The organism is Micromonospora sp. NPDC005686 (genome assembly GCF_042871665.1).
Lineage (GTDB): Bacteria > Actinomycetota > Actinomycetes > Mycobacteriales > Micromonosporaceae > Micromonospora.
The window spans coordinates 361557-387575 of sequence record NZ_JBIAIY010000004.1; the positions used below are offsets into that span (position 1 = coordinate 361557).

Annotated in this window: 23 protein-coding genes; 15 read left to right on the forward strand and 8 right to left on the reverse strand. The window is 73.9% G+C overall.

What is annotated here, in order from left to right; translation table 11 throughout:
• The 4 genes from ACFYON_RS12180 (at position 1) to ACFYON_RS12195 (ending at position 2881) form a co-directional block, all read left to right on the forward strand.
• Entirely contained in the window at positions 1 to 210 is a 210-nt protein-coding gene (locus ACFYON_RS12180) for a helix-turn-helix domain-containing protein (protein WP_013288759.1), read from the forward strand.
• A gap of 221 nt (positions 211 to 431) precedes the next feature.
• Positions 432 to 533, forward strand: a complete 102-nt coding sequence (locus ACFYON_RS12185; RefSeq protein ID WP_007465623.1) for a 30S ribosomal protein bS22 — start codon at positions 432 to 434, stop codon at positions 531 to 533.
• A 120-nt stretch (positions 534 to 653) separates the two neighbouring features.
• Entirely contained in the window at positions 654 to 1727 is a 1074-nt protein-coding gene (locus ACFYON_RS12190; protein WP_354874608.1) for an NAD-dependent epimerase/dehydratase family protein, read from the forward strand.
• Positions 1728 to 1990: 263 nt separating this feature from the next.
• Positions 1991 to 2881 (forward strand): lysophospholipid acyltransferase family protein, encoded by an 891-nt coding sequence (locus tag ACFYON_RS12195; protein ID WP_355094549.1) that lies wholly within the window; start codon positions 1991 to 1993, stop codon positions 2879 to 2881.
• Positions 2882 to 2896: 15 nt separating this feature from the next.
• Here the strand turns inward: ACFYON_RS12195 and ACFYON_RS12200 are convergent, their stop codons facing one another.
• The 3 genes from ACFYON_RS12200 to ACFYON_RS12210 form a co-directional block, all read right to left on the reverse strand.
• Positions 2897 to 3775 carry an HAD family phosphatase gene (locus tag ACFYON_RS12200; RefSeq protein ID WP_357711489.1) on the reverse strand — a complete coding sequence of 293 codons (879 nt, stop codon included), beginning with the start codon at positions 3773 to 3775 and terminating at the stop codon, positions 2897 to 2899.
• Between the two features lie 112 nt (positions 3776 to 3887).
• A complete protein-coding gene (locus tag ACFYON_RS12205; protein WP_354874605.1) occupies positions 3888 to 4742 on the reverse strand; it encodes a DUF5667 domain-containing protein in 855 nt (284 codons plus the stop codon).
• A gap of 282 nt (positions 4743 to 5024) precedes the next feature.
• Positions 5025 to 5996 carry an ECF subfamily RNA polymerase sigma factor, BldN family gene (locus tag ACFYON_RS12210; protein WP_355047345.1) on the reverse strand — a complete coding sequence of 324 codons (972 nt, stop codon included), beginning with the start codon at positions 5994 to 5996 and terminating at the stop codon, positions 5025 to 5027.
• A 568-nt stretch (positions 5997 to 6564) separates the two neighbouring features.
• Between ACFYON_RS12210 and ACFYON_RS12215 the strand changes: the two genes are divergently transcribed.
• Genes ACFYON_RS12215 through ACFYON_RS12225 form a run of 3 tightly spaced genes read left to right on the forward strand, consistent with a single transcriptional unit; the run spans position 6565 to position 7733 of the window.
• Positions 6565 to 6840, forward strand: coding sequence for a hypothetical protein (locus ACFYON_RS12215; protein WP_355047351.1), 276 nt, complete (start codon positions 6565 to 6567; stop codon positions 6838 to 6840).
• Positions 6813 to 7067, forward strand: a complete 255-nt coding sequence (locus tag ACFYON_RS12220) for a glutaredoxin family protein (RefSeq protein WP_013288752.1) — start codon at positions 6813 to 6815, stop codon at positions 7065 to 7067. Before ACFYON_RS12215 ends, ACFYON_RS12220 begins: the two co-directional genes overlap by 28 nt.
• A 24-nt stretch (positions 7068 to 7091) precedes the next feature.
• Positions 7092 to 7733 carry an HAD hydrolase-like protein gene (locus ACFYON_RS12225; RefSeq protein WP_354874641.1) on the forward strand — a complete coding sequence of 214 codons (642 nt, stop codon included), beginning with the start codon at positions 7092 to 7094 and terminating at the stop codon, positions 7731 to 7733.
• 9 nt (positions 7734 to 7742) lie between these two features.
• Here ACFYON_RS12225 and ACFYON_RS12230 read toward each other — a convergent pair whose 3' ends face one another.
• Both ACFYON_RS12230 and ACFYON_RS12235 read right to left on the reverse strand, forming a co-directional pair.
• Positions 7743 to 8399 carry a response regulator transcription factor gene (locus tag ACFYON_RS12230; protein ID WP_354874598.1) on the reverse strand — a complete coding sequence of 219 codons (657 nt, stop codon included), beginning with the start codon at positions 8397 to 8399 and terminating at the stop codon, positions 7743 to 7745.
• Positions 8400 to 8483: 84 nt separating this feature from the next.
• Entirely contained in the window at positions 8484 to 9785 is a 1302-nt protein-coding gene (locus ACFYON_RS12235; RefSeq protein WP_354874596.1) for a sensor histidine kinase, read from the reverse strand.
• Positions 9786 to 10175: 390 nt separating this feature from the next.
• Between ACFYON_RS12235 and ACFYON_RS12240 the strand changes: the two genes are divergently transcribed.
• The 6 genes from ACFYON_RS12240 (at position 10176) to ACFYON_RS12265 (ending at position 17005) form a co-directional block, all read left to right on the forward strand.
• The gene (locus ACFYON_RS12240) at positions 10176 to 10946 is read left to right on the forward strand and encodes a redox-sensing transcriptional repressor Rex (RefSeq protein ID WP_354874594.1); all 771 of its coding nucleotides are present in this window, start codon (positions 10176 to 10178) and stop codon (positions 10944 to 10946) included.
• Positions 10943 to 12316 (forward strand): glutamyl-tRNA reductase, encoded by a 1374-nt coding sequence (locus tag ACFYON_RS12245; RefSeq protein ID WP_357711494.1) that lies wholly within the window; start codon positions 10943 to 10945, stop codon positions 12314 to 12316. The genes ACFYON_RS12240 and ACFYON_RS12245 overlap by 4 nt, the downstream gene beginning before the upstream one ends.
• On the forward strand, positions 12313 to 13299 hold the full coding sequence (gene hemC / locus ACFYON_RS12250) for a hydroxymethylbilane synthase (protein ID WP_354874590.1): 987 nt from the start codon (positions 12313 to 12315) through the stop codon (positions 13297 to 13299). The genes ACFYON_RS12245 and hemC overlap by 4 nt, the downstream gene beginning before the upstream one ends.
• Positions 13296 to 14876 carry a uroporphyrinogen-III synthase gene (locus ACFYON_RS12255; protein WP_354874588.1) on the forward strand — a complete coding sequence of 527 codons (1581 nt, stop codon included), beginning with the start codon at positions 13296 to 13298 and terminating at the stop codon, positions 14874 to 14876. The genes hemC and ACFYON_RS12255 overlap by 4 nt, the downstream gene beginning before the upstream one ends.
• A 14-nt stretch (positions 14877 to 14890) precedes the next feature.
• Entirely contained in the window at positions 14891 to 15874 is a 984-nt protein-coding gene (gene hemB, locus ACFYON_RS12260; RefSeq protein ID WP_357711497.1) for a porphobilinogen synthase, read from the forward strand.
• 426 nt (positions 15875 to 16300) lie between these two features.
• Complete coding sequence (locus ACFYON_RS12265; protein WP_354874584.1) at positions 16301 to 17005, forward strand: helix-turn-helix transcriptional regulator; 705 nt, start codon at positions 16301 to 16303, stop codon at positions 17003 to 17005.
• A 32-nt stretch (positions 17006 to 17037) separates the two neighbouring features.
• On the opposite strand, the gene ACFYON_RS12270 is transcribed toward ACFYON_RS12265, so the two are convergent.
• The 3 genes from ACFYON_RS12270 to ACFYON_RS12280 form a co-directional block, all read right to left on the reverse strand.
• Positions 17038 to 20304 carry a lamin tail domain-containing protein gene (locus ACFYON_RS12270; protein ID WP_387189641.1) on the reverse strand — a complete coding sequence of 1089 codons (3267 nt, stop codon included), beginning with the start codon at positions 20302 to 20304 and terminating at the stop codon, positions 17038 to 17040.
• Between the two features lie 92 nt (positions 20305 to 20396).
• Positions 20397 to 21413, reverse strand: a complete 1017-nt coding sequence (locus ACFYON_RS12275; protein WP_387189703.1) for a GNAT family N-acetyltransferase — start codon at positions 21411 to 21413, stop codon at positions 20397 to 20399.
• A 67-nt stretch (positions 21414 to 21480) separates the two neighbouring features.
• A complete protein-coding gene (locus ACFYON_RS12280) occupies positions 21481 to 22755 on the reverse strand; it encodes a murein transglycosylase (protein ID WP_387320738.1) in 1275 nt (424 codons plus the stop codon).
• Positions 22756 to 22811: 56 nt separating this feature from the next.
• Between ACFYON_RS12280 and ACFYON_RS12285 the strand changes: the two genes are divergently transcribed.
• Together ACFYON_RS12285 and ACFYON_RS12290 are read left to right on the forward strand one after the other, a co-directional pair.
• A complete protein-coding gene (locus tag ACFYON_RS12285) occupies positions 22812 to 23027 on the forward strand; it encodes a zinc ribbon domain-containing protein (RefSeq protein WP_354874578.1) in 216 nt (71 codons plus the stop codon).
• 155 nt (positions 23028 to 23182) lie between these two features.
• A complete protein-coding gene (locus ACFYON_RS12290; protein ID WP_354874576.1) occupies positions 23183 to 25999 on the forward strand; it encodes an adenylate/guanylate cyclase domain-containing protein in 2817 nt (938 codons plus the stop codon).
• The last annotated feature ends 20 nt before the right edge of the window (positions 26000 to 26019 follow it).

Genomic DNA, 26019 nt, shown 5'->3' on the forward strand with positions numbered 1-26019 from the left:
ATGGCCGGGTCGCAGTCCGACGCACGACTGTCGGATGTCAGGTTCCTGACCGTCGCCGAGGTGGCGACGGTCATGCGGGTCTCCAAGATGACCGTCTACCGTCTCGTGCACAGCGGTGAGCTGACCGCGGTGCGGGTCGGCCGGTCGTTCCGGGTGCCCGAGCACGCCGTGCACGAATACCTCCGGGGTGCCTTCCAGGAGTCCGCCTGAGCCCTCGGCGGCCCGGTCCGCGGAGTGCGACGAAAGGGGCATCGACGGGGGCGCGTTGGTCCTGCTGACGCACTCCGGTTAGGCTGGGCCACGACCGTGATCGCCCTCTGGTGTGCCCTGCCCACCACGCTGGTCCGGTCCGTTGTCCGCAAGCGGTCAGGGCACCACCCCGTGGTGGTGTCCGCCGGTCCGCCCCGCACGTTGCATCGAAAGGCTGTCGTATGGGCTCGGTGGTCAAGAAGCGCCGTAAGCGCATGGCTAAGAAGAAGCACCGCAAGCTGCTGCGCAAGACCCGCGTCCAGCGTCGCCGTCTCGGCAAGTGACCGGGGCCGGGCTCCGGCCCGGCACCCGGCACCACTTGCCAAATGTCGACCCTCGGAGGCTCAGGTGATCAGGCCGTGGACGTCCCGGCTCGATCCCGCCTGCCGCGCTAGGCGCACGACATGACCCCCGGTGACACCTCCGGTGCCCCGGGGGTCGTCGTCGTGACCGGGGTCGGTCGCTGGCTCGGCGCCCACGTGGCCGCCCGGCTCGCCGCCGACGAGCGGATCGAGCGCGTCATCGGGGTCGATCCGTCGCCGCCCAACCCCGAGCTGGCCGACCTGCTCTCCGACGTCGAACGGATCCGCCTGGACCTCGACTCGCTCGGTGGCCTCCTGCTCGACCTCGACGTCGACACGGTGGTGCACCTGGCGCTTGTCACCGCCCCCGACCCGCAGCAGGGCGGCCGGGCGGGGATGAAGGAACAGAACGTCATCGGCACCATGCAGTTGCTCGCGGCCGCGCAGCGCGCGCCCCGGCTGCGCAAGCTCGTGGTCCGCTCGTCCACCGCCGCGTACGGGGTGTCGTTCCGCGATCCGGCCGTCTTCACCGAGGAGACCGAGCCGCGCGAGGTGCCGCGCGGCGGTTTCGGCCGCGACATCCTCGACATCGAGGGGTACGTCCGCGGGTTCCGCCGCCGCCGGCCCGACGTCACCGCGACGGTGCTGCGATTCGCGCCGTTCATCGGGTACGCCGCCGACACCACGCTCACCCGCTACTTCTCCCAGCCAGTGGTGCCCACCGTCTTCGGCCGCGACCCGCGCCTGCAGTTCCTGCACTTCGACGACGCGCTGGAGGTGCTGCACCGGTCCGTCGCCGAGGACCACCCGGGCACCTACAACGTCGCCGGGCCGGGGGTGCTTTCGTTGTCACAGGCCATCCGCCGGGCCGGCCGGGTGGCGGTGCCGGTGCTGGAACCGGGACTGGCCGGGGTCGCCGCGATCGCCCGCAGTCTGGGCTTCGGCCGGTACGGCTTGGATCAGGTGGACCTCTTCGTGCACGGTCGGGTGGTGGACACCAGCCGACTGGAGCGGGAGTACGGCTTCACGCCCCGCTCCACCGCCGCCGCGTTCGACGACTTCATCCGCGCCCACCACGGCGGCGTCGTGGTCACCCGGGACCAGTTGGCCGCCGCCGAGCAGTTGGTGCTGGAGAGCATCAGGCAGGTCCGCTCGACCCTACGGGAGCGTTCGTGAGCAGCCCGGACGAGCGGCGTGACGCGCGCTACGACGTACCGCTGGAGGTGCCGGATCCGGGCGCGGAGCCGGCGCGGCGCAACGGACACCGGCGGGTGACCGCGCCGTCCGTCCGCCCGGCCGCGCCGCCGGACCCGGCGGTGGCCGGTCCGGCCGGGGCCCACCAGCCGGCGAAGAAGACGGTCGCGAAGAAGACCGTGGCGAAGAAGGCGGTCACCGAGGCGCAGCAGTCCGTCGCGGACGCGGCACCGGCCGGGGACGACGTGCCCGCCGAAGCCACCCCGTCCGGGCCGGCCGTGGCCGACCGGCCGGGGGACCAATGGGACCGCAGGGTGGCCAAGGGGCTGGCGTTCCTGCGGCGGCGGCTGGCCGGCGACTACGAGGTGGACGAGTTCGGCTTCGACGCCGACCTGACCGACGTGGTGGTCCACCCGCTGGTCCGGCTGCTCTACCGGGACTGGTTCCGCACCGAGGTCACCGGCGTCGAGCACGTGCCCGCCGAGGGCGCCGGCCTGGTCGTGGGCAACCACTCCGGCACTGTGGCGCTCGACGCGCTGATCCTCTCCACGGCGCTGCACGACCGGCATCCGACGCACCGCTACCTGCGGCTACTCGGCGCCGACCTGGTCTTCCGGATGCCCGTCGTCTCCGGGATCGCGCGCAAGACCGGCGGCACCGTCGCGTGCAGCCCGGACGCGGAGCGGCTGCTCGGCAACGGGGAACTGGTGGGCGTGTTCCCGGAGGGCTTCAAGGGCGTCGGCAAGCTCTACGCCGACCGCTACAAGCTCCAGCGCTTCGGCCGGGGCGGGTTCGTCTCCGCCGCGCTGCGCACCGGCACGCCGATCGTGCCGGTGGCGATCGTGGGCGGCGAGGAGATCTATCCGATGCTCGCCGACATCAAACCGCTGGCTAGGCTGCTCAAACTGCCGTACTTCCCGGTCACGCCGACGTTCCCCTGGCTGGGGCCGCTGGGCATGGTGCCGCTGCCGAGCAAGTGGCTGATCGAGTTCTGCCCGCCGATCCCGACCGCGCACCTGCGTGACGCGGCGGACGACCCGCTCGTGGTGTTCAACCTCGCCGACCAGGTGCGGGAGACGATCCAGCAGACGCTGCACAAGCTGCTCGAACGGCGCCCCGACCCGTTCGGCCCCTGAGCCGGGCGCGCGGGTTCAGGCGTCGCGGTGGCGGCGCCGGTGCAGCGCGAGGCCGGCAGTGACCGCGCCGGCGAGCAGCCCGGCGGCGGCGGTGGAGGGCACGGCGATGCGTACGGCGCGGCGCCCGGTGCGGAAGTCGCGCACGTCCCAGCCCCGCTCACGGGCCTGCCGCAGCAGCGCGGGATCGGGGTTGACCGCCACCGCGCGGCCGACCGCGGAGAGCATCGGCAGGTCGTTCGCCGAGTCGCTGTAGGCGGCGCACCGGGCCAGGTCCAGCCCTTCCACGGCGGCGAGCTGGATGACCGCGTCGGCCTTCGCCGGCCCGTGCATCAGGTCGCCGACCAGCCGTCCGGTGTACGCGCCGTCGACCACCTCGGCCACAGTGCCGATCGCGCCGGTCAGGCCGAGCCGGGCCGCGATCACCCGGCCGATCTCCACCGGGGCGGCGCTGACCAGCCAGACCCGCTCGCCGGCGTCGAGGTGACGCTGGGCCAGGCGGCGGGTGCCGGCCCAGATGCGCGGCGCCATCAGCTCGTCGAAGATCTCGTCGGCGAGACGTTCGATGTCGTCCACCCGCCAGCCCTGGACGAAGGCGAGCGCCGTCTCCTTGGCCTGCGACATGTCGCCCGCGTGCTCGGTGGCGAGCAGCCGGAACCGGGCCTGCTGCCAGGCGAACCGGGCCAGGTCACCGGCGGTGAAGTACTTCCGGGCGGCCAGCCCGCGGGCGAACCAGTAGATCGAGGCGCCCTGCATCATCGTGTTGTCCACGTCGAAGAACGCGGCGGCGGCCGGGTCGGGCGCGACGGTGGTCGCCGGTGCCGACGGGGTCTCCGACCAGCCCGCCGTGTGCCCGTGCGCGTCGGTGCTGACGGTCACCTTCCGGCTCCCGGCCACGGTGACCTCCCTGCCTCGACGACGGCGTGCGACCTCCTCGTCGAGCGTATCCGGCAGGCTGTGACGGCCGGGTGTCCGCCGGGAGAAGTGTGGCGCGGTAGGCGTCCGCCGCTCAGCGGTCGGCCGGGCAGGCGGCCGGAGCGGGCCCGAGCGTGTCGCTGGCCTGCGGCGCGGGCAGCCCGCAGGCGATCGCCTCGCGGAGCGCGTCGGTGCGCTTGCCCGCCGCGTCGAGCAGCGCCAGCGAGCGGCGGGTGCGCTCACGGTCGGCGTGGTCGGGCCGGTCGAGCAGGCCGCTGACCACCTGGCGCTGGCCGGCCAGGAAGGTGTCCACCGCGTCCAGCGCCGTCGGGTCGGAGCGCTGCGCGGCGACAGTGGTCAGCAGGCGTACGCCCTGGCGGGTGTCCGCGTCCATGTCGTCCAGGACGGCGCTGAAGCCGAGCCGGTCGTCGCGCACCGAGGAGGCCTCGTCGAGCCGGGTGCGGGCGAAGTCGAGGAAGAGCTGTCCGCGGCCGATGTCCGAGCTGGCGAGCGCGAGCTGGGCGCGCTCGGTGGAGCGCTTCATGCCGTACAGGGCGTCGCCGGGCAGCGCGTTCTCGCTCGCGGCGGAGATGCCGGAGAGGGCGATGGCCCCGGCGGCCACGCCGACCAGGATCGCGCCCCGCGCCCGCGCCCGGCGGCCGGTGATGGCGGGCAGCAGCGCGCCGCGTACCCCGGTGGCGGTCTTGGCCGGGGCGCCGACGCCCTCGCGCTCGGCGGTGGCCACGAGCATCGCCCGCAGGCCGGTACGGAACTCGGCGTCCACGTCGACGTCGGGCCGGTCGGCGGTGAGCCGGCGGCTCACCTCGACGAGCGCGGTGAGTTCACCGTCCGCCCTGGACCGGACGTGGTGCCGGCGTCCGCCGTTTGCCTCGTCGAGGAGTTGCGCGAAGCGCTCGGCTCGCCGACGGGAGAAGAGGTCGCTGTCCACCGCGGCACCCCCTCTCGCTGGTCACGGCCGGACGGCCGTCGTCGTCACCAGCGACCGGTGGCAGCGTGTGGCCCAGGGCCGACCGGGACGGCCGACCTGACCCGCCGGACCGGGTGGCCCGGGGGACGCCGGGACAACCACTGGTCGCACCCGGAGAAACGGACCGCGCCGGTCGCCGGTTACGGGCGGGGCGGCGGAAGAAATCACCGGGAGTGAGGGGCGAGCGGGGCACGTCGGGCATGCGACACCCCCGGCGTCCGTGCGCCGGGCGGGTGCGCCAGGTCAGGAGTGGAAGCCGTCGGGCAGCAGCCGGGCCAGCGCCCGGACCGCCCGGTACTGGAGGGCCTTGATGGCGCCCTCGTTCTTGCCCATGGAGCGGGCCGTCTCGGCCACCGAGAAGCCCTGGAGGAACCGCAGCACTATGCACTCCTGCTGCTCCGGGTTGAGCTGCTTGACGGCGGTGAGAAGGGCGACGTTCGTGATGTGCTCCACCACCGCCGCCTCCGGGCTGCCCTCCGGCCCGCGGTCCTCCCGGTCGGCGTCCAGGACGTCACCGGTGGTGACCTCCAGCCGGTAGCGTCCGGACTTGAAGTGGTCGGCGACCAGGTTGCGGGCGATGGTGACCAGCCAGGCGCCGAGGTCGCGCCCCTGCCAGGTGAAGCTGCCGATCCGCTTGAGCGCCCGCAGGAACGTGTCGGAGGTGAGGTCCTCGGCGAGCTGGCGGTTGCCGACCCGGAAGTAGACGAACCGGAAGACGGTGTCCACGTACCTGTCGTAGATCAGTCCGAACGCCTCGGACTCGCCGGCCTGCGCGCGCTCGACGAGCGTCCACACCTCGGTCGCCGGGTCGGACGGGTCGGGGCGGCTGGGGAATCCGGTGGCGGGCGCGGTGGCCGGCACGGCGGGCAGGACGGCGGTGTCGCCGGTGGTCACCGCCGGCAGGATGGCGGTCTCGGCGGCGGACGGCTCACTCCCGGTCGCCGCGTCGCCGCGGCGCGCCTGAGCCGGCATGGTCGGGCGGGTCGGGCTGCCCAGGCGGCCGGTCGCGGGCTTCGCGTTGCCGCCGGGCGCCGCGGGCCTGGGTGGCGCCTCGTTGGTGTGGTGCGCGCGGCTGCGTACCCGCCATCCCTCGCCGCGGACCGCGAGCTGGCCGTCGGCGCCCCGGGCGCCGGGGTCCGCGCGCTCGTTGAGCGGGTTGCGCTGGGCCGGGCCGGTGACACCGGATGGTCGTTCGGCGTAACCGAAGGTGGTCACTGTGCCTCCCCGGTCCGAGCGGACGACGACCGCGCCGGAGGACCGGGCGGCACCCGGTCGGGCACGGCCGGGTCGGGACGTGCCGACGCGCGGCAGATCCCCTTGAGGTGCTGGTCCAATGCGCTCAACGGCACGGGGGCCTCCTCGGGCTGAGGGGTGTCGACTCACGGCAAATGGGGTGAGCCGACCCGAGTGATGATAGGGCCAACGTCACCCACGCGTGGCAAGTCCGTTACACAGAGCGGAAGTATTTCCCGCCAGGTCGCACACATGGCGGACCGGTTGTCCGTCGCGGGCGATTGACTTTCGCGCCGGAACCTGGTCTGCAGTGGAAAGCCCTGGTCGGAGCCGATTTTCTTTTCACTCGGCGTGTCGCGGGGCGGTGCGGACGGCTCACCTCGGGCTGACCGCCGGACATCCGTGGAGATCCTCGTCCCGTGGCGGGGAATCCCACGCTACGGCAATTGCAGTCCCATGCGGGGGACCCGGCGGGCGTGTCCGGGCTCGCGCCACCGCTGTTCCACGCGTCCGGGCGCACCCCGGCGTGGCCGAGTCGGCCGTCCTGGGCGTGCCGCACCCGCGAACCGGCGAGACTGTGCGGGCGTACGTGGTCCGGGCGGCCGGCCCGCCGGTGACGGCGGCGGACCTGCTCGCCCACCGCGCGCGTAACCTGGCCGGGTTCACGTGCCCGACCGCAGTCGAGTTCGCCGACGGCCTGCCGTGCTCGGCGATCGGGAAGGTACACAGGACCGAGCTGCGCCCGGCGCCCCCCGGTGCCGTCGCCGGCGCCGACCGAGATCCGCACGGAGGTATCCGATGTCCAGCGACCCGAGGCTCATCCTGATCACCCGGCCCGGCTGCCACCTGTGCGACGACGCCAAGGCCGCGCTGGACCGGGTGGTGGCGGTCACCGGCGACCGCTGGGTGGAGCGGGACGTCACCGGAGACCTGGAGATGGAGCGCGACTACGGCGACCGGCTGCCGGTGGTGCTGCTCGACGGCAAGGAGCACGGCTACTGGCGGGTCGAGGAGGACCGGCTGCTGCGCGATCTGACCACGCCGCAGCTCTAGCCTTAGAGTGCTCGGGTGACGGGTATGCGACGCCACCTCGTGTGGGACTGGAACGGAACGCTCCTCGACGACCTCGACCTGGTGGTCCGGGCCACCAACGTGGCCTTCGCCCGCGCCGGCGGGCCGGCGGTCACCGCGGCCGAGCACCGGGTACGGTTCCGGCGGCCGATCGCCGACTACTACGCCGAGATGCTCGGCCGGGCCGTCGACGCCGACGCCTTCGGCGTGCTCGACCGGGTCTTCCACGACGCGTACCGGGCCGGGCTCACCACCTGCGCCCTGGCCGCCGACGCCACCGCCGCGATCGAGGCGTGGGAGGGCAGCCAGTCGCTGCTGTCCATGTGGTTCCACGACGAGCTGGTGCCGACCGTGCACACGTACGGGCTGACCCCGCACTTCCGCCGGGTGGACGGGCTGCGCGCCACGGTCGGCGGCGGGCACAAGGCCGAGTGGCTGGAGAAGCACCTGGCCGAGCTGGGGCTGGGCGGGCAGGAGGTGGTGCTGATCGGCGACTCGCTCGACGACGCCGACGCGGCCGCCTCGGTCGGCGCGCGCTGCGTCCTCTACACCGGCGGCCTCTCCGACCCGGACCGGCTGCGCGGCAGCGGCCACCCGGCCGCCGACACGCTCACCGACGCGGTGACACTGGCCCGCACGCTGACCTGACCGGCCCGGTCAGGCGCGCAGGTGGGCCAGGACGGCCAGGACGCGGCGGTGGTGGGTGGTCGCGTCCGGGGGCAGGTCGAGCTTGGTGAAGATGTTGCGAACGTGCTTCTCGACCGCGCCGTCACTCACCACGAGCGCCCGCGCGATGGCGGTGTTCGAGCGTCCCTCGGCCATCAGCGCCAGCACCTCGCGCTCGCGCGGGGTCAGCGATCCGAGCGGGTCGTCGCGCCGCCGCCGGACCAGCAGCTGGCTGATCACCTCCGGGTCGAGCACGGTGCCGCCGGCGGCTACCCGGGCCAGGCCGTCCAGGAACTCGTCGATCGCGGCGACCCGGTCCTTGAGCAGGTAGCCGATTCCGCCGCCGCTCCCGCCCGCGGTGTCCAGCAGGTCGTCGGCGTACGACACCTCGACGTACTGGGACAGCACCAGGATCGGCGTGCCCGGCACCCGGCGGCGGACCTCCACCGCGGCGCGCAGGCCCTCGTCGGTGTGTGACGGCGGCATCCGCACGTCCACCACCGAGACGTCGGGCCGGTGCGCCACCACCGCCTCCACCAGCGCGTCACCGTCACCGACGGCCGCCACCACCTCGTGCCCGTACTCGGTCAGCAGCCGGACCAGCCCCTCCCGGAGCAGTACGGCATCGTCCGCGATCACCACCCGCATGGGTCCGGTGTCTATCACGCCTGGACCCGGCACCCGCCCGGCGACCCGGATACCGGGCGCCGCGTCACCGCACGGCGGCCCGGTTCACCTCGGCAGTTCGGCGTGGATCCGGGTCGGGCCGCCGGCCGGGCTGTCCACCTCGAGCGTGCCGCCCGCCGCCCGGACCCGGTCGGCGATGCCGCTGAGTCCGTGCCCCTTGGCCAGGTGCGCGCCGCCCGCGCCGTCGTCGGTGACGGTGATCTCCAGCCGGCCCACCTTCCGGGTGACCTCCACCCGGCAGGCGGTCGCCCGGCTGTGCTTCGAGACGTTCGTCAAGGCCTCGGCCACCACGAAGTACGCGGTGCTCTCCAGCCCCGGGTCGAGCCGTCCGGCGGCGGTGCCCAGGTCGTCGTCCACCGTCAGCTCGGTGGGTACCAGGGCGCGGGCCGCGAGTGCGGCGAGCGCGCTGGGCAGGCCCCGGTCGACCAGGATCGGCGGTGCGATGCCCCGGGACAGGGCACGCAGCTCGTCCAGCGTCTCCCGGGTCTGCGCGACCGCCTCGTCGATCGTCTGCCGGGCGGCCTCCGGGTCGGCGGCGAGCTGGTGGCGGGCCCGGCCGAGGTCCATGGCGAGCCGGACCAGCCGCTGCTGCGGGCCGTCGTGGATGTCGCGCTCCAGCCGGCGCAGCGCGACCGCCTCGGCCGAGGCGGCGGCCCGCTTCTGCTCCTCCAGCGTGATGATCCGCTGCCGCATCTCGGCCACGCCGGTGAGCAGCGAGTACGCCAGCCCGGCCTCGAGCCGGGCGCAACCGCGCGCCACCAGCGGGAGGGTGAACAGGGCGAACAGGCCGATCGCGGTGTTCAGCGTGATCCGCGCCCCGGCGCCGTCGCCCATCCCGAGGAGCTGGCTCAGGTCCTGGTCACTCGCGCCACGCGGGATCGCCCAGTCGTATGTGACGTAGAGCGTGCCGCCCAGGGCCAGCACCCACCAGACCACCAGCAGCACGAATGTGGGCGCCGCCACCAGCAGCCGGACGAACGCGTGCAGCAGGTCGAGCCACGACTGCGCGTCCCGGATCGGGGTGAAGACCCGGCGCCAGAACCCGGCGCCCGGCTCCGGCGTGCGGTAGACCGGGCGTACCCGGGGCCGGTCCAGCACGCCGGCGAGCCGGAGCCGCTCGATGTCGGCCAGCCCTCGGGCCGCGTAGAGGAAGCCGGCGAGGATCGGCAGGCCGAGCGTGGTCACCAGCAATCCGGCGCTGAGTGCGATCCCCACCACTGCCAGCACGAACCCGACGATCGCCAACGGGAGGCCCACGAGCACGTAGGTGGTGTCACGGGCGAGGCGGTGCAGGAGCCCCCGGACGGGGGACAGCGGGGTGGGCGCGTTCAGCGGTATGGCGGTCATGGTTCGAGGCTATGGGCGCGTGAGCCGCCGACCCATCCCGCACGCTGGCCTCTTCGGGGTGGGGTTCTCCCTACTCGAAAACGTGAGACTCGCCTCGCCACGCCGGTCACGGAGCGCTACAGGGCCCGTGCGATTGGTCAGAGAAGTCTGGATTGAGCAATAATCGCCACACGCCGCCGACGGACGCGGTTGATCGATCTTGCGGGAATGGAGGGGCAGGTGAAGGCGCGTCGCGAGCTTTCAAGATCGCGATTTGTGCACCCCTTCACAAACACCTACTCTGTAGTTTCGACGCGCCCTGCTAGCACAGCCGGCAATCTCGGTCGCCAGCGGGAGTCCCGAAACGACCGGCCCCCGTCGCTGGTCGAGGATCGCACCGCACGGAGTCTCATGAGCCAGCACCGTCAACCAGGCGCGCCCGATCGCACCGGTGCCATACCGGCGCTTCCGGACCTGCCCGAGGCGACCGTGTCCCGGCTTCCGGAATACCTGCGTGCGCTGCACGCGCTCGCCGACTCCGGGCACGAGACGGTGTCCAGCGAGGGCCTCGCGAACGCCGTCGGCGTCAACTCCGCGAAGCTCCGCAAGGACCTGTCCCACCTCGGCTCGTACGGCACCCGGGGCGTCGGCTACGACGTCGCGCTGCTGATCGACCAGATCTCCTCGGTGCTCGGACTCACCCAGTGCCGGGCCGTCGCGCTCGTCGGCGTGGGTAACCTCGGTCACGCCCTGGCCGGCTACGACGGCTTCGCCAACCGCGGATTCCGCATCGCCGCACTGCTCGACGCCGACCGGTCCCGCGTCGGCGAGGAGATCAACGGCCTGGTCGTACGGCACGTCGACGAACTGCCCGCCATCGTCGCCGAGGATTCGATCTCGATCGGCGTCATCGCCACCCCCGCCCCGGCCGCCCAGGCGGTCGCCGACCAGTTGGTCGCCGTCGGCGTGACGAGCATCCTCAACTTCGCGCCGTGCGTACTCTCGGTTCCGGACGGGGTCGACGTGCGCAAGGTCGACCTCGCCATCGAGCTGCAGATCCTGTCCTTCCACGAGCACCGCAAGGCATCGCTGACCGCGCTCCCCGCCACGGGCGGGTCCGCCCTCACCGCCCTGCCCGGCGGACTCGCGACAACCGAGACCCAGGAGGCGATCGGCACGTGAAACTGCTCGTCGTCGGCGCGTCCTACCGCACCGCCCCGGTCGCCACCCTGGAACAGCTGGCCGTCCCGCCCGCCGATCTCACCCGCACGCTCGACCGCCTGATCGCCCAGCCGTACGTGGCCGAGGCCGTCCTGGTCTCCACCTGCAACCGGGTGGAGGTCTACGCCGCCGTCTCCGGGTTCCACGGCGGGCTCGGTGACATCTGCGCGGTCCTGGCCGACCAGGCCGGCTGCCAGCCGTCGGCGCTCGCCCCGCACCTCTACGTGCACTACGACGCCGCCGCCGTGGACCACGTCTTCCGGGTGGCCGCCGGGCTCGACTCGATGGTGGTGGGCGAGGCGCAGATCCTCGGCCAGCTCCGCGACGCGTACCACTGGGCCGGTGGCGCCGACTCGGCCGGGCGGCTGCTGCACGAGCTGATGCAGCAGGCGCTGCGGGTCGGCAAGCGCGCACACGCCGAGACCAACATCGACCGGGCCGGGCAGAGCGTCGTCACCGCAGCCCTCGACCTCGCCGCCGACCTGCTCGACGGCGACCTGGCCGGCCGGCCCGCCATGGTGGTCGGCGCGGGCGCGATGGGCTCGCTGGGCGTGGCCACGCTGTCCCGGCTGGGCGCCGGCCCGCTCACCGTGACGAACCGGGGCGCCGCCCGTGCCGTCCGGCTCGCCGAGTCGTACGGCGCCGCCGCCGTGCCGATGGCAGAGCTGATCACCGCGCTCGCCGCCGTCGACGTCGTGGTGGCCGCCACCGCCGCCACCGAGCCGGTGCTCACCCGCGACGTGGTGACCCGGGCGCTGGCCCGCCGGGACGCCGACCGGGGGCCGCTGATCCTGCTCGACCTGGCCGTTCCGCGCGACGTCGAGCCCGGCGTCGCCGAGCTGCCCGGCGTCGAGGTGATCGACATCGACCGGATGGTCACCGTGCTCGCCGACGGACCGGCCGCGGCCGACGCCGCCGAGGTGGGCCGGATCGTGGCCGACGAGGTCGAGGCGTTCCTGAGCTGGCTGCGCGGCGCCGACGTCGCGCCGACGGTGGCCGCCCTGCGCGGCCGGGCCGAGGACGTCGTCACCGCCGAGCTGCGCCGGCTCGGCCAGCGCCGCCCCGACCTCAGCGAGGACCAGCGCGCCGAGGTGGCCCGCACCGTGCACCGGGTCGTGCAGCGGCTGCTGCACCAGCCGACCGTACGGGTCCGCCAGCTCGCCGCCGAGCCCGGCGGCGACCAGTACGCGGCGCTGCTGCGCGAACTGTTCGACCTGGACGTCCCGCAGACGTCCCCGGTCGACACCGTCCCCGACGTGGTCACCACCGACCTCGACGGCCGGCCGTCGTTCGACGCCGCCGACGTCCCGCCCACCGGAGGTGCGCGATGACCGCCCCCCTTCGCCTCGGTACCCGGGGCAGCGCCCTGGCGATGGCCCAGTCCGGCCACGTCGCCGAGGCCCTCACCGCGGCCACCGGCCGCCCGGTCGAGCTGGTCGAGGTGGTGACCGCAGGCGACAGGTCCACCGCCCCGGTCCAGCGGCTCGGCGTCGGTGTGTTCGTCTCCGCGCTGCGCGACGCGCTGACCGCCGGTGAGATCGACTTCGCCGTCCACTCGTACAAGGACCTGCCCACCGCGGCGGCGCCCGGCCTGCACGTCGCGGCCGTGCCGCCCCGGCAGGACCCGCGCGACGCGCTGGTGGCGACGAACGGCCGTACGCTCGCCGAGCTGCCACCCGGCGCCCGCGTCGGCACCGGCGCGCTGCGCCGGATCGCCCAGCTGCACGCGCTGGGCATGCAGCTGGAGGTCACCCCGATCCGGGGCAACATCGACACCCGGGTGGCCCGGGTGCTCGGCCCGGACGCCGACCTCGACGCCGTCGTGCTGGCCCGCGCCGGGCTCAACCGGATCGGCCGTGCCGACGTCATCACCGAGACGCTCGACCCGATGCTCATGCTGCCCGCGCCCGCCCAGGGTGCGCTGGCCGTCGAGTGCCGGGCCGACGACCAGGACGTGATCGAGCTGCTCGCGCTGCTCGACGACGAACCGTCCCGCGCCGCGATCACCGCGGAGCGGGCGCTGCTGGCCACCCTGGAGGCAGGGTGCAGCGCACCCGTGGCCGCGTACGCCGTCCTCGCCGAAGGCGAGCCCACCGACGAGGGCGACGTGAATCAGGAGATCTACCTGCGCGGTGCGGTGATCAGCCCGGACGGTACCCGTGACCTCCGGCTGTCCCGCACCGGAACGCCCGCCGACGCGGCGGAGATCGGCAAGGCACTCGCCGCCGAACTCCTCGAACTCGGCGCCGACTCGATCCTCGGCCAGGACGCTCAGGCCGGCCCGGGGACCCAGCAACTTGGGAGCACAGAATGACCCGCACCCGTAAGCCCGTCGGCCAGATCGCATTCGTCGGGGCTGGACCCGGCGACCCGGGCCTGCTGACCCGCCGGGCGCTGGACGCCCTGGTCGAGGCCGACCAGGTGGTCTACGACCGGGGCGTACCCGAGTCGCTCCTGGCGCACGTCCGCGCCCAGGCCCGGCCCGACGCCGAGTTCAGCCCTGCCGAGGGCGTGCCGGGGGACGTGGCGAAGGTGCTGATCTCCGCGGCCCGGTCCGGGCAGAACGCCGTGCACCTCGTCGCCGGTGACCCGTTCGGCCACGACTCGGTGGTCAAGGAGGTGCAGGCGGTCGCTCGTACCGCCGCGCACTTCGAGGTGGTGCCGGGCGTCGGCCAGGCCGAGGGCGTGGCCACCTACGCGGGCGTCCCGCTGCCGGGCGTACGCACCGCCGCCGACGTCGAGGACGTCACCGCGCTGGACTTCGAGGCGCTAGCCACGGCCGTGGGCCGGGGCTCGCTGGCGCTCGCCGTGGACGCCGGTGACCTGGCCGCCGTCCGGGACGGCCTGCTGGCCGCCGGGGTCGACGGCACCACCCCGGTCGGGGTGACCGGCGACGGCACCGGCGAGACGCAGTACACCACCACGTCGACGGTCGACTCCTTCGTCGCGGCGGCGCTCGGCTTCACCGGCCGGGTGGTGCTCACCGTCGGCGCGGCCGTCACCGACCGCGACAAGCTGAGCTGGTGGGAGAACCGCCCGCTGTACGGCTGGAAGGTGCTGGTGCCCCGCACCAAGGAGCAGGCCGGCGTGATGAGCGCACGGCTGCGCGCGTACGGGGCGATCCCGTGCGAGGTGCCGACCATCGCGGTCGAGCCGCCGCGCACCCCGGCGCAGATGGAGCGGGCGGTAAAGGGCCTGGTCGACGGCCGGTACGCCTGGGTGATCTTCACCTCGGTGAACGCGGTCCGGGCGGTGTGGGAGAAGTTCGCCGAGCACGGCCTCGACGCCCGCCACTTCGGCGGCGTGAAGATCGCCTGCATCGGTGACGCCACCGCCGAGGCGGTCCGCGCCTTCGGCATCCAGCCCGAGCTGATCCCCTCCGGGGAGCAGTCGTCCGAGGGCCTGCTGGCCGAGTTCTCGCCGCACGACGAGATCCTCGACCCGGTCGGCCGGGTGCTGCTTCCGCGCGCCGACATCGCCACCGAGACGCTGGCCGCCGGCCTCACCGAGCGCGGCTGGGAGGTCGACGACGTGACCGCGTACCGCACCGTGCGCGCCGCCCCGCCGCCCGCCGAGATCCGCGACGCGATCAAGTCGGGCGGGTTCGACGCGGTGCTGTTCACCTCGTCGTCCACCGTGCGGAACCTCGTCGGTATCGCCGGGAAGCCGCACGCGCGGACGGTTGTTGCAGTGATCGGGCCCAAGACGGCGGAGACGGCCACCGAGTTCGGCCTGCGCGTCGACGTGCAGCCGCCGCACGCCTCGGTGCCCGACCTGGTGGAGGCGCTCGCCGCCTACGCCGTCGAGCTGCGGGAGAAGCTCGCCGCCATGCCGGCGAAGCAGCGCCGGGGCTCCAAGGTGCAGGGCCCGACGGCCCTGCGGTTCCGCTGACAGGAGGCCCCGTCATGCCGTACCCCGAGATCCGGCCCCGCCGGCTGCGCAGCAACGCGGCCGTGCGGCGGCTGGTCTCCGAGACCCGCGTCGACCCGGCCGAGCTGGTCGTGCCGATGTTCGTCAAGGAGGGGCTGACCGAGCCGAGGGCGATCGCGTCGCTCCCGGGGGTGCTCCAGCACTCCCGGGACTCGCTGCGCAAGGCCGCCGCCGAGGCGGTCCAGGCCGGGGTCGGCGGGATCATGCTGTTCGGGGTGCCGGCGACGCGGGACGAGACCGGCTCCGGTGGCCTCGACCCGGCCGGCGTGCTCAACACCGCTATTCGGGACGTGATCGCCGAGGTCGGTGACTCGACAGTGGTGATGAGCGACCTGTGCCTGGACGAGTTCACCTCGCACGGGCACTGCGGCCTGCTCACCCCCGAGGGCGGGGTCGACAACGACGCCACGCTCGCCGCGTACGCCGACATGGCGGTGGCCCAGGCCGCCGCCGGGGTCCACGTGGTCGGGCCCTCCGGGATGATGGACGGCCAGGTCGGCGTGGTCCGCAAGGCGCTCGACGCCGCCGGGCACCAGGACGTCTCGGTGCTCGCGTACGCGGTGAAGTACGCCTCCGCCTTCTACGGCCCGTTCCGCGACGCGGTGGAGTCGGCGCTGGAGGGCGACCGGCGCACCTACCAGCAGGACCCGGCGAACCTGCGGGAGTCGCTGCGCGAGGTCGAGCTGGACGTGGCCGAGGGCGCCGACATGGTGATGGTCAAGCCGGCGCTGCCCTACCTCGACGTGGTGTCGGCGGTCCGGGCCGCGGTGAACGTCCCGGTCGCCGCCTACCAGGTCTCCGGCGAGTACGCGATGGTCGAGGCCGCCGCCGCGAACGGCTGGATCGACCGGGAGCGGGTGATGCTGGAGACGCTCACCTCGATTCGCCGGGCCGGCGCCCAGATCATCCTCACCTACTGGGCCGTCGAGGCAGCCCGGCTGCTGCGCGAGCGCTACTGACCGCCGCTCGCGGAGTTCTCCGGTTTCGCCTTTTCGTTGTTGGTCGCCGCGCGCTGTCCACAGCCCAAGGCAGTGACTCAGCGTGTCTTTTCGGGTGGCACCACACCCGACCCCTCGCCGACTTTGCTCTGCAGCCATGGGCGCAACGGTCACGAAACGTGAGCGCTGCCGCGGTGGCTGCAGAGCAAAGTCTGCCCTGGTGGTTATCACTGCTCCGGGGGTCGTGGGCATTGTGTCCGCTTAGGTCGGTTTTATGCTGCGGCTGGGTCTATCGCTTTGGCGGTGGCTCTTAACGTCGAGTAAGTGTCACTCTCTGTATGTTCTAGTGGTCGCTGTCAGGCGGAGTTGGACGCCGCGTCCCGGGTTTTCCACAGGGGCGGGGAGCGGGGTTGCCCGGTCGGTGCGGGGGACGGGACCGTGGGCGGCGTGACAGACATCGCCGACACCGAGCCGGAGGCGTCCGCCGCGACCGGTACCGCCACGGGCGCCCGTAGCGGCACCGCCACCGCCACCGCCACAGGCGCGGGCACGGGCACGGGCACGGGCACCGGAGCCTGCGCCGCACCCGGCGTGCCCGCCGCACCCGGCGTGCCCGCCGCGGCGGCGGGAGACGACGGGCCGGCGCTGCTCACCGAGCCGTTCGACGTGCCGTTCCCGGCGCCGGGGATCGTCCGGGCGGTGCGCCGCCGGGGCGACGCCAGCCAACGTGAGCTGGCCCGGTTCGCCCGGGTCCATCCGAGCACGATCGGGCGTATCGAGGCGGGCAGCCTGACGCCGAGCCTGGCCATGCTGTCGCGCATCGTGGGCACGGCCGGCTTCCGGCTCGTGGTCGTCGACGAGGCCGGCCGGGTGCTCAAGCCCATGCGCGACCGGGCCGACCTGCGGGACGGCGCGGACCGGCGGTACCCGTCCCACCTCGACGTGGTCACCGACCCGGAGCCGGGGGAGTGGTGGGCCGACCGGTACGGGCTGGCCCGCCCGCCGGAAACCTTCTATCGCAACCGGGAGGTCCGGGACTGGCTGCGCCGCCGCAGCCAGTGGGAGGTACGGGTGGCCAAGTACCGGAACGTGCCGCCCCCGCCCGACCCGCAGCGGTGCGGATACCGCGGCGGCCCGCCCATCCGCCCATGAGCGAATCGACGGGCCGCCGCGCGGCACACCGCTCAGTCGTCGTTCAGGATCGTTCCGACGCCGGAGGGGTCGACGAGCCGCAGGCCCGGCACCCCGCCCACGTACAGCGTGAGCTTCTCGTCCGCCTCGCGTCTGCGGTCGCCGCGCACGGTGACCGGGAACTCCAGGAAGGTCCGGCCCGCGGCCAGCAGCCGGCAGCCCACGTACGGGTCGTAGTCCGACCCGGCCAGGGCGGTGCCGCCGTAGGTGGCCGCGCAGATCAGGGCCGGTTCGGAGAGCGGGCGGGACACGCTGACGGTGAACGTCATCGCGCGGGTGCCCTTGTCGCCCTCGGTGATCGAGGTGTCCGCCACCCGCAGCGAGGCGCGCGACCGGAACCGGGCCACCTGCGGGTCGTGGTCGCTGGCGCCCCGGTCACCCAGCTCCGGCGCGTCGGTGGGGTAGTCGGCGTTGACGTGCGCCGTCCGTACCTGCACCAGGTCCTTGTGCATCGGGTCGTTGACGAAGAGGTTGTCAAGCGTCTGCGCCTGACCGCTGAAGGTGTACGAGTACGCCGACGCGGGCGCGTCCGCCACCAGGTCGTCCCAGAGGTTGTGCAGCCCGGCGTCGTACAGCGGGGCGAGCTGGTCCGACGGGGTCGGGTTCTGTGCGGTGGCGATCGGATCGTCCGGGCGGGGGAAGACGTTCAGGTCGCCGCCGTAGACCACCCGGGCGTCCGGGTCGCTCGCCTCGACCGCCCGGACGATCGCCGCCCCGTACGCGGCCTGTTCCCGGCGCTGCCCGACCCGGCTGTCCGGACCGGACGAGAAGTGGTTGGCGACCGCCCAGAGCGTGAACCGCTCACTCGATCCGGGCGCGGCCTTCACTGTGAACCGGGCCACCTGCGCCGCGCGGGTGTAGACGTTGCTGCCGTCCACCCCGGTCGACCGGTCCACGTCGGCCGGCAGCACCGCGTTGAACGCCTTCGGGTTCTGGACCTCGGCGTTCGACGGCAGCGCCGCCGAGCGGTACTGGACGGTCGGGGCGGAGCCCAGCAGCGGGTCCGCGGCGGTCGCCTGGGCCAGCGTCAGCCGGTCGGTGCGGTACAGGAACGCCGAGGCGATGCCCCGGGCGTCCGCACCGGTCCGGTCGTACGCGGCGGCGTAGGCCGGGCCGCCGTTCGCCGCGATGGCCAGCGCCAACTCCTGCACCGTGTCCGGCGCGCCGTCGGCGTTGTTGGCGTCGCCGCAGGCGAGGGCGCCGTCGACCACCGAGCAGATGTCCTGGTCCTCGGCCTCCTGCACCAGGATCAGATCCGGGCTGTGCAGCGAGTTGACGATCTGCCGGGCCTGCACGGCCAGCTTGGCGGCGTATGCCTCCGGGCTCGCCGGCACGTAGTCGAACGGCGGGCTGACGCCGGGACAGCCGGTGTTGCCGGCGAAGTCGCAGCCGTCGAACGGATCGTCCCGGTAGTCGTACAGGTTCTCCACGTTGTAGGTGGCGATCGCGACCTCACTGCCGCGGTCGGCCGGCTGCGGCGGGTGGTTCCCGGCCGGGTCCGTGCCACCGGTCAGGGTGAGCTGCTCGGGCTGCACGCTGTACTTGCTGAACGCGTACGAGACGGAGCCGTAGGCGTCCTCGGTGAGCGTGTCGAAGGTGCGCGCCTCGGGCAGCAGCGCCCGGGAATCACCGGCGGTCGCCTTCACGCCGCCGGCACCCAGCAGGATCCGCTGGTTGTTGCCGTTGTCGAAGAGCGTTCCGGGGATGTCGTCGAGCGGGTGGGCGTCCCGGAACACCCGGCGGGCGTACGGGTCGGACCGCTTCATGATCGGGTCCTCGCGGTCCAGCACGTAGATCTCGGAGTCGGCGGTGGAGGAGTAAATGTGCCGGGGCGCGGAGACGCCGCTGCCGGCGCGTACCCGCATCCGCTCGCCCTCGTGCCGCTCCCAGAACAGGTCGGCGGCGGCCGCCTCGGCCGGCGGGGTCGCGTCGTCGACCCGGACGACGGTGTCCACGTCGAGGCCGGAGTCGAGCTTGCGGACCAGCGAGGCGCCGGAGAGCTGGGTCTGGTCGAAGTACTCGGAGACCCGCCCGCGCAGTACGACCTCGTCACCGACGGCCGGGGCGTACCCGCCGATCAGCGTGGTGAACGAGCCCATGAAGACGAACAGGCCGTCGGAGGTCAGCGGGTCGCCGTCCTCGGTGCCGAGCCGGCTCTGGAGGTAGAAGCCCCACTGGTCGGCCCCGGCCGAACTGCGGGTCAGCGACATGCCGGTGATGACGCCGCGTACGTCGTACAGCGTGGAGCTGGTGCCGTTGCCGCTGGCCGGCGCGAGCGGCGACCGGTCGGTGCGACCGTCCTCGTCGTCCGCGGTGCGGCCCTGCACCTCGCCGATCGACAGCACGCTCGTGGCCTGCACGGTGAGCGTGCAGGTGGCTGTGTCGCCCTCGTCGTCGGTGGAGGTCACTGTGACCGCGTAGCCGCCGGCCGGCAGGCCGGTGGCGGTGAGCGTCGCGGTGGCCGTGCCGCCGTCCGCTGCCGCCGGGGTGAACGCGGTACGGCTGATCGAGCCGCTCGCCGGCACCGGCACGACCGAGGTGACAGCCAGGTCGGTGACCGTGTCGTCGGCGTCGGTAGCGGTGACCTCACGGGTCGCGGTGGCGCCCGCCGACAGCGTCAGCGCGCCGCCGCAGGCCACCGTGGGCGGCTGGTCGGCCGGGCCGCCGCCGACGGTGTGGCTGCCCAGCCCGTCGAACGTGTCGGTGGCGAAGCCGGCCCACTGCGCGGCCGGGTCGAACGGGTCCGCCGGGTCGGTGTCGCCGGCCGTCACCGAGGGCAGGCGGCGCAGCGTGTTGTCCGCAGTGCTGGTCAGCCCGCTGCCCCACTCGGTGCCCGGGTCGACGCCGACCTGGCCGAGGGAGTCGACCACCGCGGCACCCTTGCGCAGCACGACCGCGTCGTCGCCGTTGAACAGCGAACCGGAGTACGTCTGGTCGGCCTGGGCGAGGATCGCCGGGCCGGCCGACGAGGCGGCGAAGACGAACACGTCACCGGCGGCGACGGTCCCGGTCAGGGCCACGTTCGTCGAGGTGGTGGCGCCGTTGAAGAAGAGCTGGAGCTGGTAGCCCCCGGCGGCCAGGTCGACCGGGGCGCCGGTGCCGTTGTACAGCTCGACGGCCTTGTTGTTGGACGACCCCTCGACGTATTCGGAGATGAACAGGTCGGTGGGCGCGGCGCTGGCCGCGGTGGGTGCGACAGCGATCGCCGTAAGGGTGACGGCGGCGGTCGCGAGCGCGGCGAGGGTGCGGCGCGGGCGCATGGGGCCTCCACGATGGGTGGACGTGAACTAACGAACGTTAAGGCTCTCGTGGGTGCGCCGTCCAGCCCTGTCGATGACCGGCCGGTGAACGATCAGCGATGACTGTCCAGCCGGTGCACCAGCTTGGCGACGTCCACACCGTATTCGCACCAGTCGCGGTCGGGGCGGTAGCCCAACTCGGCGTTGACCTTCAGCATCGACTCGTTGTCCTGCGCGTTCCAGGTCTGCACCTCGATCACCTCGGGCTCGGCCGAGCGCAGCTCCAGCAGCATCCGCGCCTTGATGGCCCGGTCGATGCCGTAGCCGCGGTGATCGTGGACGACGATCGTGTCGTACTGGTCGGCCCGGGTCGGGTGCTGCGCCGGCACGACCACCTCGGTCAACCCGGCCACCTCGCCGGTCTGCTCGTGCAGCGCCAGCACGATGTACGGCTTCATGCCGCGCCGGTGCAGCGTGGCGAGGCTGTCACGCAGCCGGTCCGGGTCGTAGGAGCTGGGCCGCAGCTCCACGTCGTCGGAGTCGCGCACCTCGGCCTTGGCCCGCGCGTACGCCCCGATCAGCTCGTCCGGCGGGCCACCCGGCCAGAACTCCACGCGGTAGCCCGCGCCGAGCCCGGCGGCCATCTCGGTGAGCGCCGGCCAGTCCACCGAACCCAGGTCGAGCACGCTGCGGGTCTCCACGTAGTCCCGGGTGAAGCCCAGCGACTCGTGGAACCCCACGGCCGGGGTGTCGCCGACCACCTCCACGCCGATCGACTGGAAGCCCTCGTCCCAGACCCGGCGGGCGGCCACCCGCACCAGCTCGCGGCCGACCCCGCTGCGCCGGATCGCCGGGTGCACCAGCACCTCCAGCACGCCGATCCCGCCGAGCAGCAGCACGTGCACATGCCCGAGGATCGCGCCGGGCGTGTCGTCCGGCCCTGTGTCGTCCTGCGCGACCCACGAGATCCGCCGCTCGCCGGGCATCACCTCGGACAGATACTCCCGCAGGGAGCTCTCCCGCCATGGTGGATCCTGCGGCAGATCGGCCGCCAGGACCGCGTTCAGCGTGTCCAGCAGGGACGCGATCTCGGCGGACGACGCGGTCCGGGGATCCCACTCGCGCACCATCACCCGTCTAGCTTGCCGCCAACGGCAGCCGGGGGGAAGGGTTCAGTCCGCGAATGTACGCGAGCCGTCACCTCACGTTGCGGCTGAGCCTGCCGTACTCGTCGGCCTTGTCGAAGACCGCCTGGGCGTACCGACGCACGTCGTTGTAGGAGAGGATGGCGCTCCACCAGTCGCCCGGGATGGTCATGTTCCGGCCGCCCTTGCACAGGTAGAGCCCGGCGGCCAGCGCCGCGTCGTCGATGTCGTGCGGGTTCTTCACGCCGTCGCCGTCGGCGTCCGCGCCGATCTCCTGCCAGGTGGTCGGGATGAACTGCATCGGGCCGAGCGCCCGGTCGAAGACGCGGTCGCCGTCGAGCAGCCCTTGGTCGGTGTCGGGGATGCGGGACCGGCCACCCTGACCGTCGAGCGGCTGCCCCTTGATCTCCGGCAGGGCCCGTCCGTCGGCTTGCAGCGTGGCGCCGTTCGCCGCACCGTGGCGCGACTCGACGTACCCGATGGCGGCCAGCGTGGTCCAGCTCAGCTGGCAGCCGCGGTTGGTCTGGGCGAGCGCCAGCTCGGCGTAGGCGTACGCCTGGAGCGCCACCACGGGGATGCCGGTCACCGCGCTGACCCGCTGCGCCCAGCCGGCGAGCGCGTCGGCCGGACGGCCGGCGGGCAGCACCGGAGCGGTGGTCGCACCGGGCAGTGGCGTGCCGGGCAGTGGCATGCCGGGCAGTGGCATGCCGGTCGGCGCGGCCGTGCCGGGCAGCCCGGTCAGGCCCGGCAACGGAGGCGTGGCGGGCGCCGCGGCGCTCTGCGGCACGCTCTGCGACGGCGTGCCCCCGGCGATCGGCTGCGGCCGGCCGACCGCCGCCGGTACGACCACCGCGCCGGCCGTGGCGGCCGCGGCGACCAGCGCGAGCAGGAACAGCGCGGGCAGCGTGGTGCGCCCGCCGGGCCGCCGGGACCAGGCGCGGGTGGCCCGGGCCGCCCCGGCGGCGACCTGCCCGGGCCGCGCCCGGACGGCGTGTGCGAACGGCATCCGCCGACGTCGCCCGCCGCTCTCGGCCGCCGTTCCCGCCTCCGCCGCCGCCTCGGCTGTCGCCGCCGGTTCGGAGCCCGGCTGCGCACGCCCGCCGTCCGCTCCCGGCTTCTCCCCCGGCTCGGGCTGCGGCTTCCCGCCCGGCGCGGCGTCCGGCTCGACGGTCGGCTTCGCCCCGGCTGCGGGCTGCGGGTCGGCGGGTGACTCCGGCGGGAGGGAGTCGCGGTCGCTGCGCTGACGCGGGATGGACCGGGTGCCGTCGTCGGGTGGCGCGGCGGGTCGCAGGGGCCGGGCCGTCGCTCGCCGTTCGCCGTCCACCACTCGTCGAGTATCACCCATCGGGGTGACGACGTCAGGCCCGGCCGTACGCTTGGGTCATGCCCCGGTACGAGTTCCGTTGCCGCGCCTGCGGCGACACCTTCGAGGTCAACCGTCCGATGGCCGAGGCCGCACGGCCGGCCACCTGCCCGCAGGGCCACGCCGACACGGTGAAACTGCTGTCCACGGTGGCCGTCACCGGCCGGGGCGGCGCCGCCCCGAGCGGTGGGATTCCCAGCGGTGGTGGTTGCTGCGGCGGCTCCTGCGGTTGCTGACTTTCGGGCGTCCGTCCCGCGTGTCGATCGGGGTCTTGCCGTCGGTGTGATCTTTTGGCACCTTGGGGCGGAATCTGCCCAGCCGTTCTCACGATGCGTGACGGCGCGACCATAGGGCAGTATGAACCCGACGTCACCGGGCGGAGGTTCGACGTATGTCCCAAGGACACCACCTCCCCAGCGGGTGGGTGACCTTCGTGTTCACCGACATCGAGGGCTCGACACGGCTGGCCCGGATGCTCGGCCCGGTCTACCGTCCGGTGCTGCACGAGCATCGGCGGCTGCTGCGCGACACCCTGACCGGCACGGACGGCGCGGAGCTGCTGACCGAGGGGGACTCGTTCTTTCTCGCGTTCCCGGACGCCGCTGCCGCGGTCCGCGCCTGCCTGACCGCGCAGCGGGCGCTCGCCGAGCACGAATGGCCCAACCCGGACGCCACCCCACGGGTACGGATGGGGCTGCACACCGGCTACGCCGAGCCCCGCGACGGCGAGTACGCCAGCCCCGAGGTGCACCGGGCCGCCCGGGTGGCCGCCGCCGCGCACGGCGGGCAGGTGCTCTGCTCGGCCGCCACCGCCCGGCACGCCGACCCGCTGCCGGACGGGGTGTCCCTGCTGGACCTCGGTCTGCACCGGCTGCGCGGGTTCGACGACCGGGAGCGGCTGTTCCAGCTCGTCGCGGCGGGGCTGGAGCGGCGGTTCCCGCGCCCGCGTACCGCCGACGCGACGGCACACAACCTGCCCACCCAGGTCACCTCGTTCGTCGGCCGGCAGGCCGAGCGCGCCGAGCTGGGCCGGCTGGTCGAGGCGTACCGGCTGGTGACGGTGCTCGGCGCGGGCGGTGCCGGCAAGACCCGGCTGGCGGTGGAGCTGGCCTCCGGGACCGTCGAGGACTACCCGGACGGCGTCTGGTTCGTCGACATCGCCGCGGTGACCGACCCGGGGCTCGTGGCGTTCGAGATCGCCGCAGTGCTCGGCCTCCGCCCGGAGCCGGGCCGGCCGATGGTCGACACCCTCGTCGAGTACGCGGCGCCGCGCCGGATGCTCGTGCTGCTGGACACCTGCGACGCCCAGACCGCCGCCTCGGCCGACGTGATCGGCCGGTTGCTGGCCGGTGGGCGGGGTGTGCGGGTGCTGGCGACCAGCCGGGAGTCGTTCGGCGTGCCCGGCGAGGTGGTGTGGCGTATCCCGCCGCTGTCGGTGGACGAGGACCCCGACGGTGGGGGGAGCGACGCGGTGGCGCTGCTGCTGGACCGCACCGCTGTGGCCCGGGGCGGACGGGCGCCGGAGCCGGCCGAGCAGGCCGACCTGCACCGGGTGGTACGCCGTCTGGACGGGCTGCCGCTGGCCATAGAGCTGGCCGCGGCCCGGCTGCGGGTGCTCTCGGCCGGGCAGCTGGCCGAGCGGCTGGACGACATGCTGGGCACGCTCGACGCCGGCCGGGAGACGGCGGAGCCGCCGCCGGTGGAGGCGGGCTGGAGCGGCAACCAGCAGGACACCGTCGACCTGGTGGCCGCCGCGACCGGCGCCGCCCCGCCGACCCCGGCGACCCGCGCGGTGCAGCGTTCGGCGAGCGAGCGGCACCTGACCATCCAGGCCACAGTGACCTGGTCGTACCGGACGCTCGGCGCGCGCTCGGCCCGGCTGCTGCGCTGGATGGCGGTGTTCGCCGGTCCGCTGGACCTGCCCACCGTGCAGTGGCTGCTCGACGAGGACCCGCTCGACCCGCTCTCGGTGCTCGTGGACAAGTCGATGGTGCTGGCCGAGCCGCACGCCTCCGGCAGCACGTACCGGATGCTCGACCCGATCCGGGCGTACGCGGCCCGGCGGCTGGTCGAGGCGGGCGAGGAGCAGAGCGCCCGGGACCGGCACGTCGCCTGGTGCCGGCACGCGCTGGACCGGGCGCACCTGGGGCCGGACGGCCGCCCGGTGACGCTCTCCCTGTACGCGCTCGACCCGCTGGCGAACGAGTTGCGGGCCGCGTTGCGCTGGTGCGCCACCGGCGGCAGCGCCCGGTCGGGCCTGTCGCTGGCCGGTGACCTGGACCAGTGGTGGCGGGAGCGCGGGCTGGCCCGGGAGGGGCGGCTCTGGCTGTTCCGGCTCTACGGCCGGCTGGCCGAGACCGGCGAGGTGATGCCGGACGCCGAGCTGGCCGCCGCGTACCACATGCACTCGTTGCACGCGGGCGCGGACGGCGAGTTCGGCGAGGAGCTGCGGTACTCGCAGCGGGCCGAGGCGGCCGCCCGGCAGTCCGGCGACCGGGGGTTGCTGGCCCGGGTGCTGGCCGGACGCGCGGCGCCGCTGGTCGACATGGGGCAGTTCGCCGAGGCGGAGCGGATCTGCCGCGAGGTGATCGACTGGGCGTACGCGCAGGACGTGGTGGGGGACGCGCTGCTGGCCGTCTACAACCTCTCCGAGCTGCTCTGGCGCCGGGGCGCGCTGGACGAGGCGGCCGACCTGCTGGCCGCGGCCCGTCCGGTCGAGGCGTCCCGGCCGGCCGAGCGGGGCGGCCGCTCCGTGGACATGCTGCTCGGGATGGTGGCGCTGGCCCGGGGCGATCTGGTCGCCGCGCACGAGCACCTGCTGGTGGCGTTGCGGTCCCGGATGAGCCACGGCTACCTGGGCCGGGCCTGCGACACGATAAACGCGATAGCGGTGCGCTGCGCGCTCGCGGGGGACGCGCTCTCCGCGGCGCGGCTGTTCGGCGCGGCGCAGGCCACCCGGGCGAACCTGCGGGCCACGCCGGGGATCTACGGTCCGTACTGGTCGGCCCGGCAGACGGAGCTGCGCCGGGTGCTCGGGGACGAGGCGTTCGACGCCGCGTACGGCGCCGGTGCGGGGCTGCGGCTGGACGAGGTCGCGGCGCTCGCGCTGCACGTGGAGCACCCGGACATGGCGGCCGACTCGCCCCGGTTCGGCGGGCAGACGCGGGGTTCGTGGCCGGCGTTCGAGCCGCGCAGCACGACGGGCTGAGCCGGGCCGCTGAACGGCTG

What these genes read in the sequence shown, in the direction of transcription:
- ACFYON_RS12180 (WP_013288759.1), top strand. Translation starts at nt 1, where the DNA reads ATGGCCGGGTCGCAGTCCGACGCACGACTGTCGGATGTCAGGTTCCTG.
- ACFYON_RS12185 (WP_007465623.1), top strand. Translation starts at nt 432, where the DNA reads ATGGGCTCGGTGGTCAAGAAGCGCCGTAAGCGCATGGCTAAGAAGAAG.
- ACFYON_RS12190 (WP_354874608.1), top strand. Translation starts at nt 654, where the DNA reads ATGACCCCCGGTGACACCTCCGGTGCCCCGGGGGTCGTCGTCGTGACC.
- ACFYON_RS12220 (WP_013288752.1), top strand. Translation starts at nt 6,813, where the DNA reads ATGTCCAGCGACCCGAGGCTCATCCTGATCACCCGGCCCGGCTGCCAC.
- ACFYON_RS12225 (WP_354874641.1), top strand. Translation starts at nt 7,092, where the DNA reads ATGCGACGCCACCTCGTGTGGGACTGGAACGGAACGCTCCTCGACGAC.
- ACFYON_RS12230 (WP_354874598.1), bottom strand. Translation starts at nt 8,399, where the DNA reads ATGCGGGTGGTGATCGCGGACGATGCCGTACTGCTCCGGGAGGGGCTG.
- ACFYON_RS12235 (WP_354874596.1), bottom strand. Translation starts at nt 9,785, where the DNA reads ATGACCGCCATACCGCTGAACGCGCCCACCCCGCTGTCCCCCGTCCGG.
- ACFYON_RS12240 (WP_354874594.1), top strand. Translation starts at nt 10,176, where the DNA reads ATGAGCCAGCACCGTCAACCAGGCGCGCCCGATCGCACCGGTGCCATA.
- hemC (WP_354874590.1), top strand. Translation starts at nt 12,313, where the DNA reads ATGACCGCCCCCCTTCGCCTCGGTACCCGGGGCAGCGCCCTGGCGATG.
- ACFYON_RS12255 (WP_354874588.1), top strand. Translation starts at nt 13,296, where the DNA reads ATGACCCGCACCCGTAAGCCCGTCGGCCAGATCGCATTCGTCGGGGCT.
- hemB (WP_357711497.1), top strand. Translation starts at nt 14,891, where the DNA reads ATGCCGTACCCCGAGATCCGGCCCCGCCGGCTGCGCAGCAACGCGGCC.
- ACFYON_RS12270 (WP_387189641.1), bottom strand. Translation starts at nt 20,304, where the DNA reads ATGCGCCCGCGCCGCACCCTCGCCGCGCTCGCGACCGCCGCCGTCACC.
- ACFYON_RS12275 (WP_387189703.1), bottom strand. Translation starts at nt 21,413, where the DNA reads ATGGTGCGCGAGTGGGATCCCCGGACCGCGTCGTCCGCCGAGATCGCG.
- ACFYON_RS12285 (WP_354874578.1), top strand. Translation starts at nt 22,812, where the DNA reads ATGCCCCGGTACGAGTTCCGTTGCCGCGCCTGCGGCGACACCTTCGAG.
- ACFYON_RS12290 (WP_354874576.1), top strand. Translation starts at nt 23,183, where the DNA reads ATGTCCCAAGGACACCACCTCCCCAGCGGGTGGGTGACCTTCGTGTTC.